The sequence below is a fragment of the Yaniella soli genome, assembly GCF_054782375.1.
Window position 1 is genome coordinate 14,037 of the sequence record NZ_BAAGSP010000031.1, and the last position, 19,314, is coordinate 33,350.

The window sequence follows — 19,314 nt, forward strand, 5'->3', positions numbered from 1 at the left end:
GCTCATTCCTCGTATCGGTCAGCCAATACTGTTCGGGCTTCACCTTACCCCGTTGGATAAAACTCGGTGTACTACACTGTGGATTATGGACTCAGGCGACGTATCACCACCACAAAAGACCACGAGGGCAGTGCCGCGCGCACTGAGCGACGGCGACGATCCTGATCCGCGTTTCACCCTGGCCAATGAACGGACGTTTCTGGCCTGGATTCGTACGTCACTGGCATTGTTGGCCGGTGGCATTGCGGTAGAAGCCTTTACCCAAGAACTCTTTGACGCCACGGCCCGCAAAGTACTCGGCACCACCTTATTGGTGCTGGGCGGCTTGCTTGCGGCCTCGGCGGCTATCCGGTGGTTACGTGTAGAAGCGGCCATGCGGCAAAAACGGTCCCTCCCGTTGCCCATCTGGATCCCACTGATCGCCATCGTCTGTGCACTTGCAGCAGTGACGGTGTTGGTCGCTATTTGGCTCACCAATGGGTTCTAAACTCGCCGCCCGGCACGAGGACCCCGGTGTTCAACCGGAACGTACCGTGCTGTCCTGGGGCAGAACATCGTTAGCCACCGCTGTGGTGGCCATGTTGTTAATCCGCTGGTACCCCTCGGTGGGGCCCATGGTGTTTCTCCCGGTCGTCATTGCCATCACCGGTGCCGTCTTGATTCACCTATCGCAGCGTCGGCGCTATGACATGCAGACCAGCGGTATCGCCAATGAACGGGTGGCTCCCGATTTTTGGGCGATCGTGTGGATGACGGTGATGGCGGTCCTGATCGCCACGACCGGTGTGGTCACCATGTGGGTCGCCTAGCGGGACAGTCGGGTCGGATCCGGATCATCCGGCGGGGTTGAAGCAGCCTGTTCTGGGTCATAGGAAAACTCCGTGGCATCACTACGTTCTGGCTGGCGTGCGAAAATAAAGTGCCGTCCCGAGAGTTCTTCGATGCTCAAGGAGACGAAGAAATCTTTATAGGTCGGTACCCAGGGAGACAACCCGAGCCCGCGAACGTAGTCAACATCAGCTTCTGCGACCGGTGCGATCCTACCGCGCACGACCACAGACCAGCCTTCATCGGGCAAAATGCCGTCGGTTTCAAACGCGACCATCGCACGGGACTCTGCGGCTAAGAGTTTGGCACCCGGGGCAGTACGGAAATACAGGTGCTGGCCGTCGAAGGCGTAGTTGACGGGGAAAATCTCGACTTGTCCCTCGGCCAGAAATGCCAGCCGTCCGTGACGAGTATTGCGAAGCAGTGTTTCAATCTGCTGACGATCAAGGTGTAGAACCGACTGGTCTTTTTCGTGCTCAAACATGTAGGCGCTCATATCCTCTATTGTCACTGTTTCTGATCGCGCACGCTACCGTTCGACACCGCAGCGTCACATGTGTTGCAGCTGACGAAATACCTCCATGACGAGCTGCGATTCACGGCCCGGCGCGAAGGCAACATAATGCGGGGCCAGGTGCGATGGCCCGGCAACACCGGTGTGGTACCGCCCGCCAGCCTGTCGCAGAATATAGGACGCCGCCGACACATCCCAGGGTTTGGTGTCCACCCCGAGCACGACGTCGGCAATACCGCGTGCGGCATAGCAGATCTCTAAGGCACCCGAGACGAGTCGGCGCACGGTCGAATAGTGGGTGACCAATTGGCCAAAGAGCTGACTTGCTTCAGGTGCTCGATGCAATATCTCTGCTGCGGGAAAAGACGTCACCAGGTTGTACTGCGTATCGTGTGGGGGAGTCGGACGGGCGGTCAGGGGTGCATCGTTGAGATATGCCCCGCTCGCATCGGCTGAAAACTCAGCGCCGGTGACGGGGTCCACCACAACTCCGGCCACGACCTCATCGTCGATGGCGGCCGCGATCGAGATGGAAAACACCGGATAGCCGTGGACGAAATTACTGGTGCCGTCAATGGGGTCAATGATCCATTCGATGGTCCCGGGGGGAGGAGCAGTGGCCCGTCCGGTCTCCTCACCCCAAAAGACCGCTCCGTCACGTGCCAAGTGCTGTGTGACGAGGCCTTCGATGTGTTGGTCCCAGGCGGTGACGAGATCATGCCGGTTGGTTTTGGTGGTGGCCACCACCTCACCGGTGGCAAAAGCTTCAGCCAATTGTGTGGCGGCGACACGGGCCGCATTGAGCGCTTGAGTACGCAAATCAGACATACCTCCCACCATAAACCAGCGGTGACAAAAGGCATTAGACTGATCGGGTACGCAAGGAAGTGGAACCAGCAGAACTATGGCGCGACGTCGTAAATCTTATCGTTTTCCCAGTATCCCGCGGCGCAAGCCCGCTGCGGGGTCTGATGCATCCCCGCCAGAGCAGTTGGCCACCCTGGGGTATTACAGTTTTCAGAAACGGCGGCGCCAACGCGCCCGACGGCGCGGCGACACACCGCGGATCTTGTCTTTTACCGGGTATGGTTCCCGACGGTGGGTACAAGTGTTTTCGCGAGTGCTGCTGTCAAAGCCCGAGTGGAGCGAAGCCGAGTACGTTACCCAGATTTTGCGCGACGGCGTGCGCGGCTGGCAGAATTTCGTCTCCCCGCCGATTGCCTATGCCCCGGTAGTCATCGAAGTCAACGGTGAACGTCACCGGGTGCGAGCCGATCGCAATGGGGTTGTTGATGCACGTGTTGAGACCGAGCTGACACCGGGTTGGGCGACCGTTACCCTACACGTCGAGGGCGCGGAATCGAGCAGCCAAGACGTACTGATTATCGATGACACCGCCACCAACGCGATCATTTGCGATGTCGACGACACCGTCTGGGTGACCGCCCTGCCACGGCCCCTGACGGCTGCGTGGAACTCGTTTTTGCTCGATGAACACGCCCGGCGGCCGGTGGCCGGGATGCCGGTCATGCTGAATCGCTTAGCCGAAAAAGATGCGGGAACCCCGGTATTTTATGTGTCGACGGGACCTTGGAATGTGGCGCATACGCTTACAAGGTTTATGACGCGCCACCTCTTCCCGCTGGGGCCGATGCTGTTGACGTCCTGGGGGCCGACCGAGGACCGCTGGTTTCGTTCGGGGTTGGCGCATAAGGTCAACGCGCTCGCGCGGTTAGCCGATGATTTTCCGCAGTTGACCTGGACGCTGATTGGCGATGATGGTCAGCACGATCCAGAAATTTACACACATTTTGCCCACCATCATCCCGGTCAGGTGGACGCCATTGCGATTCGTCAGCTCTCTGCCGCTGAAGCGTTGCTGGCCGGTGGGCGAGCCGAAGAAACGCAACGTGCTACCCCCGGCATCTCGTGGGCGTATGGCCCAGATGGTGCCGCACTGTCCTTCCAACTAGAAAACTCCGGGATCCTGCCGCCGCGTGAGCATCCGCCGCTGGCGTGGCCGCAATCGGTGACCGCCGAAGAACAGCTCACGGTCGCCGAATTGCGCGCGGATTACCCACAATTTACCCAAGACATTCCCCATCACACACAGGAGTAAACAGGAGGAAGCATGGTCGTCATCGATATACCCGTCCGTTGGGGCGATATGGACGCCTACGGGCACATCAACAACGTCCAAATTGTTCGGTTGATGGAAGAGGCCCGCGTCATGGTGTTTGGCATTCCTTCTGGCACGGGCCACATTGATGGTACGAACCCGCAGCCGCACATCAACTTGCTGGCGGGTGTTGATGACCAAGTGATGACGCTGATCTCTGAACATACCGTCACATACCGCCGCCAAATGCCCTACCGTGGCCTGCCGATCCGTGTGGAAGTCGGCATTGACAAGGTCAAGGGTGCATCGGTTGAAGTGGTGTATAGCTTCTATGACGGCGATGCCGTGGCGGTGAAAGCGACCTCAACGATGGTGTTCGTGCATGAAGAAACCGGTATGCCGGTCCGCCTCACACCTGAACAGCGGGCTGAGGTCGCCACACTCGAACTGTTTTAGATGATGCCCTGGGCAATCATCGCGTCGGCAACCTTCAAAAAGCCGGCAATATTTGCTCCGGTGACGTAGTCGCCCGGGTGACCGAAATCTTCGGCGGTGGCAATACAGCGATCATGGATATCCTCCATGTTTTCTTCCAACCGCGCGTGCGTGTAATCAAAACTCCACGTGTCACGTGATGCGTTCTGCTGCATCTCCAGTGCGGATGTGGCTACACCGCCGGCATTGGCCGCTTTGCCCGGGCCAAAGAGGACTCCGGCGTCGCGGAAGGTGTGAATCGCGTTTTGTGTCGAGGGCATGTTCGCGCCTTCGGCCACAGCTTTGACCCCATTTTTAATCAGGGTGACCGCATCGTCGCCATTGAGCTCGTTCTGCGTGGCACACGGCAGAGCCACATCCACCGGCACATCCCAGACGGAACCATCCGCGATGAAGCGAGCCTGGCTGCGGCGCTCAGCGTAGTCCGAAATGCGGCCGCGCTCAACGGTTTTGACCTGGTGTAGTAGATCAATATCGATGCCTTGTTCATCGACCACATAACCGGAGGAATCCGATGCGGTAATGACCCGGGACCCGAGACGCTGGGCATAATCGATCGCGTTGATCGCGACATTGCCGGAACCAGAAATGGTCACCGTAGCACCATCGAGCGAGGTGCCTTGGGTTTTGAGCATCTGATTGGCGAACATGACCACACCGTTGCCGGTTGCTTCGGGCCGCACCAGTGAGCCACCCCAGGACACGCCTTTGCCCGTGAACACGCCGGCTTCGAAACGGTTTGTGATGCGACGGTACTGGCCAAACATGTAGCCGATTTCACGGGTGCCCACACCGATATCACCCGCGGGCACATCGGTGTGCTCGCCGATGTGGCGGTACAGCTCGGTGATGTAGGACTGGCAGAAGCGCATGATTTCGCCCTCGGAACGACCGGCCGGGTTGAAATCTGCGCCGCCTTTGCCTCCGCCAATGGGCATACCGGTCAACGCGTTTTTGAAAACCTGTTCGAAGCCCAAAAACTTCATGATGCCCAAATACACGGACGGGTGAAAGCGTGTCCCGCCTTTATACGGGCCAAGTGCCGAATTAAATTGCACGCGGAATCCGCGGTTAATTTTCACCACGCCCTTGTCGTCCACCCAGGGCACGCGGAAAATGATCTGGCGTTCAGGCTCAACCATGCGCCGCAGAATGCCGTGCTCGACATATTCAGGATGGCGCTCCATGACCGGACTCAACGAGGCGAAAATTTCATCGACCGCTTGGAAAAATTCGGTTTCGCCTGGGTTTCGGCGCAGTACTTCTTCTCTAATCTGGGCTAAACCGGTTTCCATATCGCAACCTTCCTCAAACTTCTTCATTTGCTGACTCGGCGACACCGGTAGATACGACACGGCTAGCACCCAGACAGCCGTTGTCTCAGCCCTAATCCTAAGGGAAAACGCGGCGTGGTGTGCAACGTTGCAGAATTTTTGCGCAGAGTTTCCTCACAGTCATCTGGTACATCGCGCCGATCAGACCTCAAGCCGACGACAAGTGGCACCATAGAAGGTGATGACCAATTCCACGACCCGTCCCAAATCCTTTCCGATGCCGCTGTGGCTGCAGGGCATCGTCGAGGCACTGGCTGCTGCCTTCATCAGTGCGGCCATTATCGTCGTGCCATTGGCCATCATGTGGCTCACCGGAGCGTTCGCAGAAATGCCGCTGGGTAATGCGGGCGCGATTGGCGCCTACACCTGGCTCTCGAGCTACGGCGTGCCACTGGAATTCTTCAACCTCGACACCGAAGAAGTCATGGGTACCTGGTGGTTCATTCCGCTGGGCCTGTTGTTGCTGTGGTTGTGGTTGGCTCATCGAACCGGGGCACGGTTAGCCAAAGCCTCGCAACTGAAAAACCTCTGGCAGCCGACGCTGGGGGCCATTGCCGCATTCACCTTTTTCGTCTGGGGCACCATCACCCTGGTCGACATGGAATCGGTCATCATCAATACGACGGTGGCAACGATCATCCCCGGGGGTGTGTTCTGTATCGGCTACGCCTGGGGCGTGCTGAGCTACTTCCGTCGACCACTGACACAGGCGATTGCCGAGCGCGTCGACGGATTCTCCGATGCCGCGAGAAACTTCAACCATTACCTGTGGGCACTGCTACGTGCTGCGGTGATTGCACTGGCCGGTGGGTGGGCGATCGCCTCCATCGTGCTGACCGTTCAAATCGGCATCCACTGGGCTGAGGTCACCGACGTCTATCAGCGACTCGACGCCGGGGTTGTCGGCGGGCTAGTCGTCACCCTGCTGCAAATACTCGTGCTGCCCAATGTGGCCGCCTGGACGATGAGTTATCTCACCGGCGCAGGATTCGATATCGGCAATACCACAGTGTCACCCGCTGGCACTTTGGAAGGACCCCTGCCGGCATTACCGATCTTCGCGGCCGTGCCAACCGAACAGAGTCTGCAGGCCCACTGGTGGCTCTTATTACTCCTTGGCCTAGCCGGTGTGCTTGCGGGCTGGTGGTTCTTTGATGAGGGTGAGAATCATTTGGAAGACTTTGTGATTGCAAAAATTCCGAATCACCCAACTGCCATTACCGTGGCGGTGCTCGCCACCGGTACCACCATCGGCCTTGTGGCCGGAGTGCTGTGTCTGGCGGTGATGCTGGTCTCCGGCGGATCGTGGGCGATCGGTGCGTTGAGCGTGATCGGTGCACCGGCTTTGACCACCGCGGCCCTATTTGCCGCCCACATTGGGATCGGCTCGGCTATCGGGTACGCGTTGGCGCCCCTACGCGGCGGCGCGCTGTACTACCGTCAGACCGTGCCCGAGGACTAAAGCCAGAGTCGTTCCGAATACTGGGTGTCACACGCGGCCTGGGCCGTATCGGTCAACGCATCGGCCATGCAGTGTTCGTAGTCCTGGGTGGGTTGCCACATGATAATCTGCGACGTGGCCACACCACCGTAGAACAGTGATCCCACGAGCCCGGCGGTCCCGGCTAACCACACCAACATCGTGTGCTGACCCTTCGACGCCAGACGGAACAAACGGATAGCTGCCACGATACCGGCCACTGCAAACAGCGGTGCCGCGACTTTATACGGCAGTGGTAGTGCCAAGGCCGCGTAGGTCGCGACGAGCGCGGCGACGATCCATAAAATGGCATCGGCCACTTTGCGTTTCTCGGATCGTTGTTCTTCCTCGGTCACCGTACGGCACCTTCCTGACTTGTGTGGCTCAATACCCCAGTGTAGCTTTCCAATGCTTAGACTGGTTCCTATGCGCTTGGTGGTATTACTCTCCGGTTCCGGTTCGAATTTTCAAACACTCATTGATGCGGTGACAGCCGGTGACCTCAACGTCAATATCGTCGCAGCAGGCTCCGATGTCCCCGAGGCCTACGGTCTGAGCCGTGCCAAAGCCGCCGGCATTGAAACCTTCGTAGTCGACTACCACTCCTATGCTTCCCGTGCGGACTGGACCGCAGCACTGGCAGATACCGTCGAGACGTATCAGCCCGATGTGGTGTTGTCCTCTGGCCTGATGCGCATCGTCGGCGAAGCCTTCATCGCCCGCTTTCACGGCCGATTCATCAACACCCACCCCGCGTTACTTCCGGCGTTTCCCGGTGCCCATGCCGTGGCCGATGCGCTCGCAGCAGGTGTCGTCATCACCGGCACCACATTGCACATTGTCGACGCCGGCGTCGACACCGGTCCCATCCTGGACCAGCGCGCCGTCACCATTGATCCAACTGATGACGTGACGAGCCTGCACGACAAAATCAAGGTCGCCGAGCGCCAGATGCTCGTGGACAATTTGCGGTGCATGGCTCAGGGGACCACACCCGTCGAACTCATCAGACCATATGCCAACCCGCGCTAGAATGGCGCAAGTAGATCGCAATCATCATCGGTGTCGAAAGACCACAGAAGGAGTACCCTGTGACCACAACGCTGGATCAAATCCCGGTAAAGCGCGCGCTCGTATCCGTCTATGACAAGACCGGATTAGCCGAACTGGCGCAGGGGCTATCGAGTGCCGGGGTAGAGATCGTCTCGACCGGCTCCACCGCCGCGATGGTCCAGGCCGCGGGTGTTCCCGTCACCGAAGTCGCACAGGTCACCGGCTTCCCTGAAGTGTTGGGCGGACGCGTCAAGACGCTGCATCCGTTTATCCACTCGGGTGTGCTGGCCGATAAAAACCAGCCAGCGCACATGGACCAACTGGCCGAACACAACATCGAGGCCTTCGACCTGGTTGTCGCCAACCTGTACCCGTTTGTAGAAACCGTTGCCTCTGGTGCAACCCAGGCAGAAGCCATCGAACAGATCGACATTGGCGGACCAACTATGGTGCGCGCGTCGGCCAAAAACCACGGGTCGGTGGCCATCGTGACGAACCCAGATGCCTACCACGAAATCCTGACCGCCGTCGCCAATGGTGGGTTCAGCTTGGGTCAACGTCGCCGTCTGGCAGTGGAAGCCTTCGCCCACACCGCCTCTTATGACACCGCGGTGGCCACTTGGATGGCAGAACACTTCGACGATGCCGATCATCCGTCCTATGCCGGGCACGCCCTGCAACTGCAAGAATCACTTCGCTATGGCGAAAACCCGCATCAGCCCGCCGCACTCTACACCGCGGGCACTTCGGCACCGGGTATTGCCCAGGCGAGCCTGCTGCACGGCAAGGCGATGAGTTTCAATAACTACGTGGATGCCGATGCCGCCGTTCGTGCAGCCTTCGCGTTCACCGAACCGGCCGTCGCCGTGATCAAACACGCCAACCCGTGTGGGCTGGCCGTTGCATCCCACGATGCCGATGACGCGATCGCTGATGCACACCGCAAAGCACACGCAACCGACCCCGTCTCGGCCTTCGGTGGTGTCATTGCGGCTAACCGTCCTGTGTCTGCAGCTATGGCTAATCAAGTCAAAGACATCTTCACCGAAGTTGTCGTGGCACCAGGGTTTAGCCCAGAAGCCCGCGAGATCCTCTCGGCCAAAAAGAACATTCGTTTATTGCAACTGCCCGATGGTTTTGACCTGGATACCACCGAGTTCAAGCAGATCTCTGGCGGCATGCTCGTTCAAGAAACCGACATTTACCAAGCCCCCGGCGACAACCCAGAGCAGTGGGAACTGGTGGCCGGTGAGCCAGCCGACCCAGCAGTCATGCAGGATCTGGTGTTTGCTTGGCAGGCGGTGCGTGCACCGAAGTCCAACGCTATCCTGTTGGCCGCCGACCGAGCAGCCGTCGGGATTGGGATGGGGCAGGTCAATCGCCTGGATTCTTGCCGTTTGGCCATCGAACGTGCGAATACTCTGGGCACCGCCTCGACCGGGGCACAAGAAGTCTCGGCCCCCGGGGGTGCTGAAAACGTCTCGGGTGACGACGCACCGGATCGGGCGACCGGCTCAGTTGCTGCGTCAGATGCCTTCTTCCCATTTGCCGACGGCCTGCAGATCCTCGTGGATGCCGGTGTCCGTGCCGTGGTCCAGCCCGGTGGTTCCATGCGCGACGATGACGTCATCGCGGCCGCCAACGTAGCGGGCATCACCATGTACCTAACCGGTGCTCGCCACTTCTACCACGGATAAACCCAGAGCCACCCAGCCACAAAAGGGGTACGCATGTCGGATCTCGAGTCAGCAGAAGTATCGGTCGCAGAGCTAGAAGAAGAACTCTGGGACCTGCTCCGTGCCAAGGAATATGCGGCTGCAGCGCAGCTGCTGCGCGACATGCGTACCGGCGTGGTCGAACGAGTGTTGGACAGAACGCCGCCATCATTGATGCCCGTGGCATTTCGGCTGCTCGATAAAGATGTCGCCGTGGAAGTGTTCAGCACAATGGAACCTTCCCTGCAATCCGACCTCATCGACGGATTAGCCGATGATCACACCCAGGACCTCTTCGCTCAACTGCAAGCCTCAACCCAGGCCCGCCTGGCAGATGAGGTGCCAGCAGAAGTCGCCCAACGACTCCTGGCAAGCCTGGGGGATGCCGAACGGGCAGCCGCCGGGCGCATTCTGGGCTACCCGGAAGACTCCGTGGGCCGACGCATGGCGGCCGTGCCCCAAGAACTCGCCCCCGAAATGTCCGCGGCTACCGCACTCAATATTGTCCGCGATGTGAATATTCCCGAACACGAAGTCGGCAACCTCTCGGTGTTGCCGGTGGGGTCCACCACGCACAAAGTCCTCGGGCTCGTACATCTGCCACGGCTCGTTCGCGCCGAACCAGATCAGTTGGTCGCTGACATTATGGAAGCCACCGAAACGATCAGCGCCCACGATGACGTCGAAGAAGCCGCGCGTACCGTCTTCCACGAACGCGTCGACGCACTGCCCGTCGTCGATGAAGCCGACCGACTCATTGGCATGCTCACCGTAACCATCGCCGAACAAATTTTGGAAGAAGAAGAGTCCGAAGACTCCTTCCGTTCCGGTGGTGCCGAACCGCTCGGGCAACCATATCTGTCCACCTCCGTGCTACACCTGGTGAAATCCCGTGTCACCTGGCTGCTGGTGCTCGGCATCGGTGCCGTGCTGACGGTGCAAGTGCTCGATTATTTCGAAGACACCCTGGCCGCGATGGTCGTGTTAACGCTCTTTGTGCCGCTACTGACCGGCACCGGCGGCAACACCGGCAACCAGGCGGCCACTACCGTCACCCGAGCGATTGCGTTATCTCAGGTGACGCCCCGCGACTTTTTCCGTGTCATTTCGCGTGAGGCGCTCGTGGGACTCACCATGGGCTTCCTGCTAGGAACCCTCGGATTTATTGGCGCGTCACTCTTCTTTGACCCGGGCATCGGTTTGGTCATCGGCGCCACCCTGGTGGTCATCTGTACCCTGGCCGCATCGGTCGGTTCGATCATGCCGCTCATCGCCTCAAAGATCGGCGTGGACCCCGCAGTGTTCTCCAACCCCTTCATCTCGACAGTGGTGGATGCCCTGGGGCTCATCGTCTACTTCCTCATCGCAAAAACCATTCTGGGGATCTAGCGCATAAGCTACCCGATCAAAGATGGCACGGATCATCGGACCGCAGCGTGCATTCCTCCTTACAGTTGAAGGTGATTGAGAGGACACTATGCGTGCATGGAATGCGGCAATCAGCCACATCGAAGATCACCTGACCGAACAGGTATCTGGGGCAGAACTCGCCAGTATTGCGTTGACGTCGGAATATCATTTTCGTCGGATGTTCGCGACACTGGCCGGCATGCCGCTCTCGGAATATATCCGCAACCGCAGACTCACTGCAGCAACGGCCGAGATTTTGGCCGGGGCTACGGTGCTAGATACGGCGATTCGGTATGGCTACGGTTCAGCTGACGCCTTTAGCAGAGCGTTCAAAACATTCCATGGCGTCACTCCGTCGAAGGCTCGTGAACCCGGGGCCATGTTGCACTCTCAATCGCAACTGAAAATTCATATCAGCATTGAAGGGAGCACCAACGTGCCATACCGCATTGTAGAAAAAGACGCATTCAGACTCGTCGGTTTCACCACCCAAGTACCCATCATCCACCTGGGCGATAACGACGCGATTCGCCAATTCGAACAAGGCCTCGACGCACAGACAGTCCAAGCCCTCTACGCGCTGTCGGATGTGGAACCGGTGGGGACACTCAGCGTGACCGAATATCTCGAAGACGACGACACCCAGGTGATTTACTGGCACGCGGTCGCCACAACCGTCAACCCACCCGAAGGAATGGAAAGCCAGCAGATTACCGCCGGACAGTGGGTCGTCTTTAGCACCGAAGGTCCAGCGCCGGAAGCATTCCAGCAGTTATGGGCAACAGCAGCTGCCCAATGGTTTCCTGCCAACCCCTATGAATGGGCACCCGGCCCGCAACTTCTAAAAGCCGAACTCAACGCCACCGGAGACTACGGCCAAGCAGAACTGTGGATCCCCATCGTAGGCACATAAACTCAATATCAGCTGTACTGCACAGTGATGCAGTGTGGCCGTCGTCACAGATTAAAACAGTGCATGAATAATTGAAGAACCCGGTGTCACTTGGTGTTCGTCTCGCTACTTTACGGTGTCGAAGGCTCATCTCACGAGCCATCGATCGCTCCACTCAGTAGAAGGGACATCATTGATGCCTACCAAACCATTGGGCACCCGGGTAACCGCATTAAGTGCGGCATGCTTGGTCGCCCTGTCGCCATTTGCTGTGACCTCGGCGGCGGCGACGCCGCTGCAACCAAAAGCAACAGTACAAGAGCCTGAGCAAGAAGTTCAGGATCCGTCCGGGCTGGTTGTCACCGAGATTCTGCCGAACACCACAAGCCACGATGAATTCGAATACTTCGAAATTCATAATGCCTCAGAGGCCGCCATCAACTTGGATGAAGCCGGGTACAGCTTCGCATATAGCTACGACGACTCGGCCAACCAAGACTCCGACGTACCGCTGAGCATCAGCGAAGACGAAGACCCGGTGGTCTTGGCGCCCGGCGAGACCGTGGTGATGTGGCTGAACTACACCGCAGACAATATCGACTCGTTTTCGTACACAGTCGACGAGTTCCGCGAATTCTACGGCATGGCCGACGACAACGATGCGCGTATCGTTCGAGTCGAAGGTCAACCAGGCATGGCCAATGGTGGTGACCGAGGCATCCGTGTCTTACAAAATGGCGAGATCGACAGTTGGTCCTTCTACCCTGCGGGTAGCGCAGGAGTTCAGCAAGGCGTTGAATTTGGACGGGCGACTGTCGGCGACCAACCCTCTCGTACAGTGATCTCGGAACTGGCGACCCCAACACCAGGACAGGTCCGCGACGAACAGCTGGCCGAGGAACCGCTCGAACCCGAAGAACCCGAAGAACCGGAAGAACCGGCCGATCCGTTTGCTGATCGTGAGCCACCGGCCACTGCAGCTGAGCTAATGCTGACCGAACTCGTGGTCGATTCCACCAACGTTGGCGGTGCCGATGGTTACGAATTCATCGAGATCACCAACACCACCGATACCCCGATTTCGATGGCGGACTACACCCTCAACTACCTGTACCCCGACACCGGCAGCAACGCGCTGTGGGCAGCGACGCCATCGGATGTCACCGTGCAGCCGGGTGCAAGTCTGGTGTATTGGATCAAAAATGGTGCTAACGACGATCTCACCGTCGACGATTTCAACGCGTTCTACGACACCCAGCTGGTCATGGGGGAGACCCTGACCGAAATTTCGGTTGGCGGCATGGCCAATGGTGGCGCTCGCGGGGTGCAAATTGAAACCAACACCGGCTTCCCGATCAACACCGGCTACTACAACATGGACGGTGTCCGTGATGTCGAGACCGATCAGGGCCTGCACTTTGGTGTAGACGAAGCAGATCTGCAAAACCAGCAGCTGTGGGGCAGCGCGGATCCAACTCCGGGCACCCTCCACCCAGCGCAGGCCCCAGCCTCGGCGGTTCCTGCCCCTGCCGATTCGACAGCCCCACAGGTTGAAGACCAGACGCTTGACACCATCGATCCGGAAACCGGCATGGCATTTACCGCCCGCATCACCGATGACGTCCAGGTCCGCACGGTCACCTTGAACCTGCAATCCAACGCCGATGACGCAGCACAGCAGTTCGTACTGCGCGCCGGGGATGACCACACCTACACCTACGAATTGCCGGAAGCAGACCTGACCGGCAAACGGTTCTACGACTACTCCTTTACGGTCTCGGATGGCACCAACGAGCTCACCACTGACACCCAGCGTGTCACAGCCGAAGGTGTCGACGATGCGGCGGTTCGTCTGAACCTTGACGAGGACCAGTGGGTCTCCGGCACAACCGCCGTCATCGGTGCATCGGATTCGGTTGACGAACCCGTCGACCTCAGTATCGATGACGAAGCAGTTGACACCACCGCGTCGCTGGAAGCCGAACCGGTCTTCGCGTTTGAAACCACCCAGACCGACGCTTATTTCCGCAACGGTGTGCTGGCCGGCGACGAGATCCTAGAGATTTTCGATAAGGGCACCTACCAGAACGTCGAAACCATCTCGACCTCGGTGCCCTTAGAACACCTCACCGATGACCGCGACGTCACGCTGTCGATCTATGCGGGCACCAAAGCCGCCCCAGAAATTGATCCGGACGAGAATAACGACGACTTCCGCATCCGCAATCCGCGACTGATTCTGCCGGATGGTCGCACGCTGACACCGAATGGTCTGGATGACCCGCAGGCCTGGATGGATATGGGTGATAGTGCCGGCAAGCTCGAATTCTATGACGCTGCATTCGACGTTCCCGATGATGCCTTCACCGGTGCCGCCCACCAGTGGGATACCACCACCGTCGATGATGGCGAGCATACTGTAGCCGCGTCGCTGGCCAATGGTGATGACAGTGTTCGCCGTACCGTGCAGGTCGATAACACCGGACCGCAGATTGATGTCTCAGGCGTGCAAGACGACGAACCGGCCCGCGGACCCATCACGATCGACGCCACCGCAGAAGACGCCGGAGCCGGTGTAGAGACCGTGGCGGCACAGCTCAACGGTGAAGACATTGAGCTACCCTATGAGACCTCCTCGGTGGACCTTGCAGCAGGCGAGCACACGCTGGATGTGACGGCCACCGATACGTTGGGTAACGAATCCCAGCGCAGCGTAACCTTCAGCACCCCAGAAGAAAACCCGACCATCGGCGAGCTGACCCCAAGCGATGACGCCACGGTTGACGCCGGCGAGGTCGAACTGTCCGCTGAAGTCGATGACCCGAGCTCTGATTCGGTGGATGCCACCTTCTACGGCGGTCTGCGTCCGGGCTTGAGTTCGGATGCGGTCCGCACCTCGTCTGGCACAGTGTCCGATGCGGCATCTGTAGAACGTGATGCTGCTGAACCACTGACATCCGACGAGGTTGAAGCGATGACGACCCTGGATGGTCTGAGCTCAACGGTGGAATCTGATAGCCAGTTCCCATACCAGCTCTTTGAGGTCGACGTAGACGACGATGCCGTCGACGGTTCAGAAATCCGCCTGAACTGGGACGGCGCCGCCGAAACAGACGCCCAAGTGGCTCTCTACGCACTGGGCGCTGATGGTCAGGGTTGGGACGAAATTGACCGTCACATCACCGGCCAGGACGATGCCAATGCACCCGGGACAATGGCCGCAGCACAGGTGGCGATGCAACAGACCGCGGGTGAGGAATCCTTTAGCCTTGGCAGCACCGTCGATGCCGAGCAGTACGCCAAAGATGGCACGGTGACCGTGTTGGTCCAGCACTCCGACGGGTTTGCAGGCCAAGACTTCACCACCCGTGAATCCCAGGTCGAAGCTGCCCATCCAGACGATGTTGACCGTTCCGAGTATGACTTCACGCTGGCGTGGGAATCCGATACCCAGTACTACAACGAAGATTATCCACATCACCAGACCGCCATCCACGATTACCTGCTCGCCGAACGAGAGCAAAAGAACATCCAGTTTTTGTTCCACACCGGTGACGTAATCGATGAGATGGATAAGGACGACCAATGGGAGAACGCTGACCCCGAATACGCCAAACTCGATGAAGCCGGTCTGCCGTACTCGGTGTTGGCCGGGAACCACGACGTCGTGCTCAACAGTGAGGTCGACTACTCGCTGTTCAACCAGTACTTCGGAGCCGACCGCTACGCCGATAACCCGTGGTACGCGGGCACGTATGAAGACAATCGAGGCAGCTACCACCTCTTCTCAGCCGGCGGCATCGACTTCATTGTCATCGCAATGGGCTGGGACCCAGGCGACGCCGAAATCGAGTGGATGAACGAGACCCTGGCAGCACACCCTGACCGTGTGGGCGTTGTGAACCTGCACGAATTCATGTTGACCACCGGCGGATTGGGGCCGGTGCCGCAACGCATCATGGATGAGGTTGTCGCGACCAACCCCAACGTCTCCATGGTCATGTCGGGTCACTACCACGACGCCTACACCCGCACCGATGACTTCGATGATAACGGCGACGGTGAGGCTGACCGTACCGTCACTTCGATGCTGTTTGATTATCAGGGTCTGCCAGAGGGCGGCCAGGGCTTTCTGCGCATGCTGCACTTCGACAACGTCGGTGAGCAGATGATGGTGCGCACTTACTCACCCTCATTGGAGCAGTACAATTCTGACGATCCGTCCCTGTTGGTCGAGGGCGACGACCCCTACTCGGATCAGCAGTTCGAGGTCTCCTATGACCAGTTGGCTATCGAACCGACTTCGCGTCAACTGTCCACCGATGCGTTTAGTGCAGAGGTGCTCACAGATGCACCAATCGGTACCGTCGAAGACATTGATACACCCGGCACCGCCTCGATGGTCTGGGAAGACCGGGACGCAGGCGAACATTCCTGGTATGTCCGCGTCAGCGATGACTTCGGTGGCAGTGTGGCCTCACCCGTGATGACCTTCACCGCCGAGGGTGAGCTCCCGTCAGACGATGGAGACGAAGGTTCAGACGATGGTGTTGAGACTCCCGGAGACGAAAACGAGGGACCGGATGGGAATCCAAGCGATCCAGGCACGGGCCCAGGCACCGAGCCAGATTCTGGAGACGGTACCGCCGGAGGCTCGGACAACGCCGATGCTGCTGACGGCGGGGACGCCTCCGCACACCCTGAAACCCCCGCACAGGGGTCCGGTGATAACGCCGCGTCCAATGAACAGGCCGGTGGCAACCTCGCGGACACCGGTGCTTCGGCCGCGCTGGCATGGCTGGTCGGTGGCGGCGTGTTGGCGCTGGCCATCGGTTCAGCACTGGTGTGGCGTCGTCGGGCAGGCGAGTCGCGCTAACATCACACACAAGTGACCCATATGACGGTCTGGCGGTATCCAATGGGGCGTCGCCAGACCGTCTTTGGATATTTTCCAGCAAGCGGCTTAACTCCCGGCCAAAAACAGCAAATTGAGCTGCCAGCCATCGCAGGTGGGTTAGATTAGGGGAGGAATTGTGAGGTGCCCGGCACCTACGGGCGCTTGAATCATGAGGAGACTATTCACATATGTCGAAGATCATTTATACCTACACCGACGAAGCGCCAATGTTGGCAACAGCATCCTTCTTGCCCATCGTGCGCGCATTCGCTGCCAAAGCCGGTGTGGAATTGGAAACACGGGATATCTCCCTAGCCGGCCGAATCCTGGCAGCCTTCAACGACGTGTTACCAAAAGACCAGCAGGTCAACGACTCACTCGCAGAACTCGGGGAGCTCGTCAAAGAAGCTGATGCGAACATCATCAAGCTGCCGAACATTTCGGCTTCGGTTCCACAGCTCGTGGCCGCAGTCAAAGAACTCCAGGCGGCTGGATTCGATCTGCCAGAGTACCCATACGAAGTCACTAACGATCAAGAGCGCGACGTGCAGCAGCGTTACGCCACCGCCATGGGATCGGCCGTCAACCCGGTCTTGCGTGAAGGAAACTCCGACCGTCGCGCACCACGGGCCGTGAAACAGTTCGCCAAGAACAACCCACATTCGATGGGTGAATGGTCCAAAAACTCCAAGACCAATGTGGCCACCATGGGCCAAGACGATTTCTTCTCCAACGAGCAGTCCGTCACCATGTCTGACAACGACACCCTGACGATCCGTCACACCGACGCCGACGGCAACATCACCGTGCTCAAAGACGGCCTGAAGGTCCTCAAAGACGAAATCATCGATGCCACATTCATGTCGGCCAAGGCCCTGGATGCCTTCTTGGCCGAACAGGTCCAGCGTGCCAAAGACGAAGGTGTCCTGTTTTCTGCACACCTGAAGGCCACCATGATGAAGGTGTCTGACCCGGTGCTGTTCGGGCACATCGTCAAAGCCTACTTCCCACAGGTCTTCGAAAAATTTGGCAACCACCTGCAGGCAGCTGGCCTATCAGCCAACAATGGCCTGGCCGGCATCGAATCCGGGCTGTCGGAACTCGACACCAATATTGCCGAAGGCATCCGCAACGAAATCGTTGAAGCCTACGCCAACGGTCCAGACCTGGCGATGGTCAACTCCCACCGCGGTATCACCAACCTCCACGTACCATCGGACGTCATCGTGGATGCTTCCATGCCGGCCATGATCCGTTCGGGTGGAAAAATGTGGAACAAAAACGATGACACCCAGGACACCCTGGCCGTCATCCCAGACTCCACATATGCGGGTGTGTTCCAGGCGGTCATCGAGGACTGCCGCGCCAACGGTGCATTCGATCCGACCACCATGGGCACCGTGCCAAACGTTGGTCTGATGGCCCAAAAAGCAGAAGAATACGGCTCACACGACAAGACCTTCGTCATGGACTCCGACGGCACCGTCGAAGTCGTGGACTCCTCCGATAACGTGCTGCTAAGCCACAAGGTGGCCACCGGTGACATCTGGCGTGCTACCCAGACCAAAGACGTTCCTGTCCGTGACTGGGTCAAGCTGGCTGTGACACGTGCTCGTGCGACCCAGACTCCGGCCATCTTCTGGTTGGATGCTGAGCGCGCCCACGACGCGCAGATCATCGAGAAGGTCAAAGCCTACCTGCCAGAACACGACACCGATGGTCTCGAAATCAAGATCATGGCGCCAGAACGTGCCACCCAATACACCATCGAACGTCTCCGCAACGGCGAGGACACCATCTCGGTGACCGGTAACGTGCTGCGTGACTACCTGACCGACCTGTTCCCGATCCTGGAACTGGGCACCTCGGCCAAGATGCTCTCGATCGTGCCACTGCTCAACGGTGGCGGCCTGTTCGAAACCGGTGCCGGCGGTTCGGCACCGAAACACGTCGAACAGTTGCTGGAACAAAACCACCTGCGCTGGGACTCCCTGGGTGAATTCCTGGCCCTGGCGGTCTCATTTGAACACTTGGCCACGTCGACTGACAACTCACGTGCCCAGGTGCTCGCCGATGCGCTCGATGCCGGTACCGGCCTCTACCTCGAAGAAGGTCGCTCACCATCACGCAAGGTTGGCGAGCTGGACAACCGTGGTTCGCACTTCTACGTCGCACTGTTCTGGGCTGAAGCGCTCGCCGCACAGTCGGAAGATGCTGAGCTTGCTTCTGCCATGAAGTCAGTTGCTCAAGAACTGCGAGCCAACGAAGATGTCATTGTCAACGAACTCAATGAGGTCCAGGGCAAGGAAGTCTCCATCAACGGCTACTACTATCCGAATGACGAGCTGACTTCAGAGGTCATGCGCCCATCGGCGACGCTCAACAGCATCATCGAGAAGATGTCTGCCTAAGGTTCACCGCTACAGCACCGCGCTGTATATACATGCATGTGGCCGCTACCTTTTGGTAGCGGCCACAAGTATTGTACGCCCGGCATGGGCACTTACTTGGAGGTGGAAGTCCTCTGGAGGAGAAGATGGTTTAACTCCTAGCCGATGGCAACTGCTGCATCGTGAG

15 protein-coding genes are annotated in these 19,314 nt (G+C 58.7%); 11 read left to right on the top strand and 4 right to left on the bottom strand.

Annotation, left to right across the window (positions count from 1 at the left end):
- The first annotated feature begins 85 nt into the window (after window positions 1-85).
- The gene (locus tag ACYVJT_RS13140; RefSeq protein ID WP_343959518.1) at window positions 86-487 is read left to right on the top strand and encodes a YidH family protein; all 402 of its coding nucleotides are present in this window, start codon (window positions 86-88) and stop codon (window positions 485-487) included.
- Window positions 477-809, top strand: a complete 333-nt coding sequence (locus ACYVJT_RS13145; RefSeq protein WP_343959520.1) for a DUF202 domain-containing protein — start codon at window positions 477-479, stop codon at window positions 807-809. Before ACYVJT_RS13140 ends, ACYVJT_RS13145 begins: the two co-directional genes overlap by 11 nt.
- Here the strand turns inward: ACYVJT_RS13145 and ACYVJT_RS13150 are convergent.
- Both ACYVJT_RS13150 and ACYVJT_RS13155 read right to left on the bottom strand, forming a co-directional pair.
- Complete coding sequence (locus ACYVJT_RS13150) at window positions 806-1,324, bottom strand: pyridoxamine 5'-phosphate oxidase family protein (protein ID WP_343959522.1); 519 nt, start codon at window positions 1,322-1,324, stop codon at window positions 806-808. The genes ACYVJT_RS13145 and ACYVJT_RS13150 overlap by 4 nt on opposite strands.
- Before the next feature lie 54 nt (window positions 1,325-1,378).
- A complete protein-coding gene (locus ACYVJT_RS13155) occupies window positions 1,379-2,170 on the bottom strand; it encodes an inositol monophosphatase family protein (protein ID WP_343959524.1) in 792 nt (263 codons plus the stop codon).
- A 76-nt stretch (window positions 2,171-2,246) separates the two neighbouring features.
- On the opposite strand from ACYVJT_RS13155, the gene ACYVJT_RS13160 reads away from it, so the two are divergent.
- Window positions 2,247-3,461: an App1 family protein phosphatidate phosphatase gene (locus tag ACYVJT_RS13160; protein ID WP_343959526.1), complete on the top strand. Its 1,215-nt coding sequence runs from the start codon at window positions 2,247-2,249 to the stop codon at window positions 3,459-3,461.
- Between the two features lie 12 nt (window positions 3,462-3,473).
- Window positions 3,474-3,917 (top strand): acyl-CoA thioesterase, encoded by a 444-nt coding sequence (locus ACYVJT_RS13165; protein WP_343959528.1) that lies wholly within the window; start codon window positions 3,474-3,476, stop codon window positions 3,915-3,917.
- Here the strand turns inward: ACYVJT_RS13165 and gdhA are convergent.
- A complete protein-coding gene (gene gdhA, locus ACYVJT_RS13170) occupies window positions 3,914-5,251 on the bottom strand; it encodes an NADP-specific glutamate dehydrogenase (RefSeq protein ID WP_343959530.1) in 1,338 nt (445 codons plus the stop codon). The two genes, ACYVJT_RS13165 and gdhA, sit on opposite strands and share 4 nt — an antisense overlap.
- Before the next feature lie 220 nt (window positions 5,252-5,471).
- On the opposite strand from gdhA, the gene ACYVJT_RS13175 reads away from it, so the two are divergent.
- Window positions 5,472-6,752: a cell division protein PerM gene (locus ACYVJT_RS13175; protein WP_343959532.1), complete on the top strand. Its 1,281-nt coding sequence runs from the start codon at window positions 5,472-5,474 to the stop codon at window positions 6,750-6,752.
- Here ACYVJT_RS13175 and ACYVJT_RS13180 read toward each other — a convergent pair.
- On the bottom strand, window positions 6,749-7,126 hold the full coding sequence (locus ACYVJT_RS13180) for a hypothetical protein (RefSeq protein WP_343959534.1): 378 nt from the start codon (window positions 7,124-7,126) through the stop codon (window positions 6,749-6,751). The genes ACYVJT_RS13175 and ACYVJT_RS13180 overlap by 4 nt on opposite strands.
- 70 nt (window positions 7,127-7,196) lie before the next feature.
- Here ACYVJT_RS13180 and purN point away from each other — a divergent pair, with 70 nt between their 5' ends.
- The 6 genes from purN (at window position 7,197) to ACYVJT_RS13210 (ending at window position 19,148) form a co-directional block, all read left to right on the top strand.
- On the top strand, window positions 7,197-7,802 hold the full coding sequence (gene purN, locus ACYVJT_RS13185) for a phosphoribosylglycinamide formyltransferase (protein WP_343959536.1): 606 nt from the start codon (window positions 7,197-7,199) through the stop codon (window positions 7,800-7,802).
- 59 nt (window positions 7,803-7,861) lie between these two features.
- Window positions 7,862-9,520 (top strand): bifunctional phosphoribosylaminoimidazolecarboxamide formyltransferase/IMP cyclohydrolase, encoded by a 1,659-nt coding sequence (gene purH / locus ACYVJT_RS13190; RefSeq protein WP_343959538.1) that lies wholly within the window; start codon window positions 7,862-7,864, stop codon window positions 9,518-9,520.
- A 33-nt stretch (window positions 9,521-9,553) separates the two neighbouring features.
- Window positions 9,554-10,927, top strand: a complete 1,374-nt coding sequence (gene mgtE, locus ACYVJT_RS13195) for a magnesium transporter (protein WP_343959540.1) — start codon at window positions 9,554-9,556, stop codon at window positions 10,925-10,927.
- A gap of 88 nt (window positions 10,928-11,015) precedes the next feature.
- Window positions 11,016-11,861 (top strand): AraC family transcriptional regulator, encoded by an 846-nt coding sequence (locus ACYVJT_RS13200; protein WP_343959542.1) that lies wholly within the window; start codon window positions 11,016-11,018, stop codon window positions 11,859-11,861.
- A gap of 175 nt (window positions 11,862-12,036) precedes the next feature.
- Window positions 12,037-16,716, top strand: coding sequence for a lamin tail domain-containing protein (locus ACYVJT_RS13205; protein WP_343959544.1), 4,680 nt, complete (start codon window positions 12,037-12,039; stop codon window positions 16,714-16,716).
- Between the two features lie 209 nt (window positions 16,717-16,925).
- Window positions 16,926-19,148: an NADP-dependent isocitrate dehydrogenase gene (locus ACYVJT_RS13210; protein WP_343959546.1), complete on the top strand. Its 2,223-nt coding sequence runs from the start codon at window positions 16,926-16,928 to the stop codon at window positions 19,146-19,148.
- The last annotated feature ends 166 nt before the right edge of the window (window positions 19,149-19,314 follow it).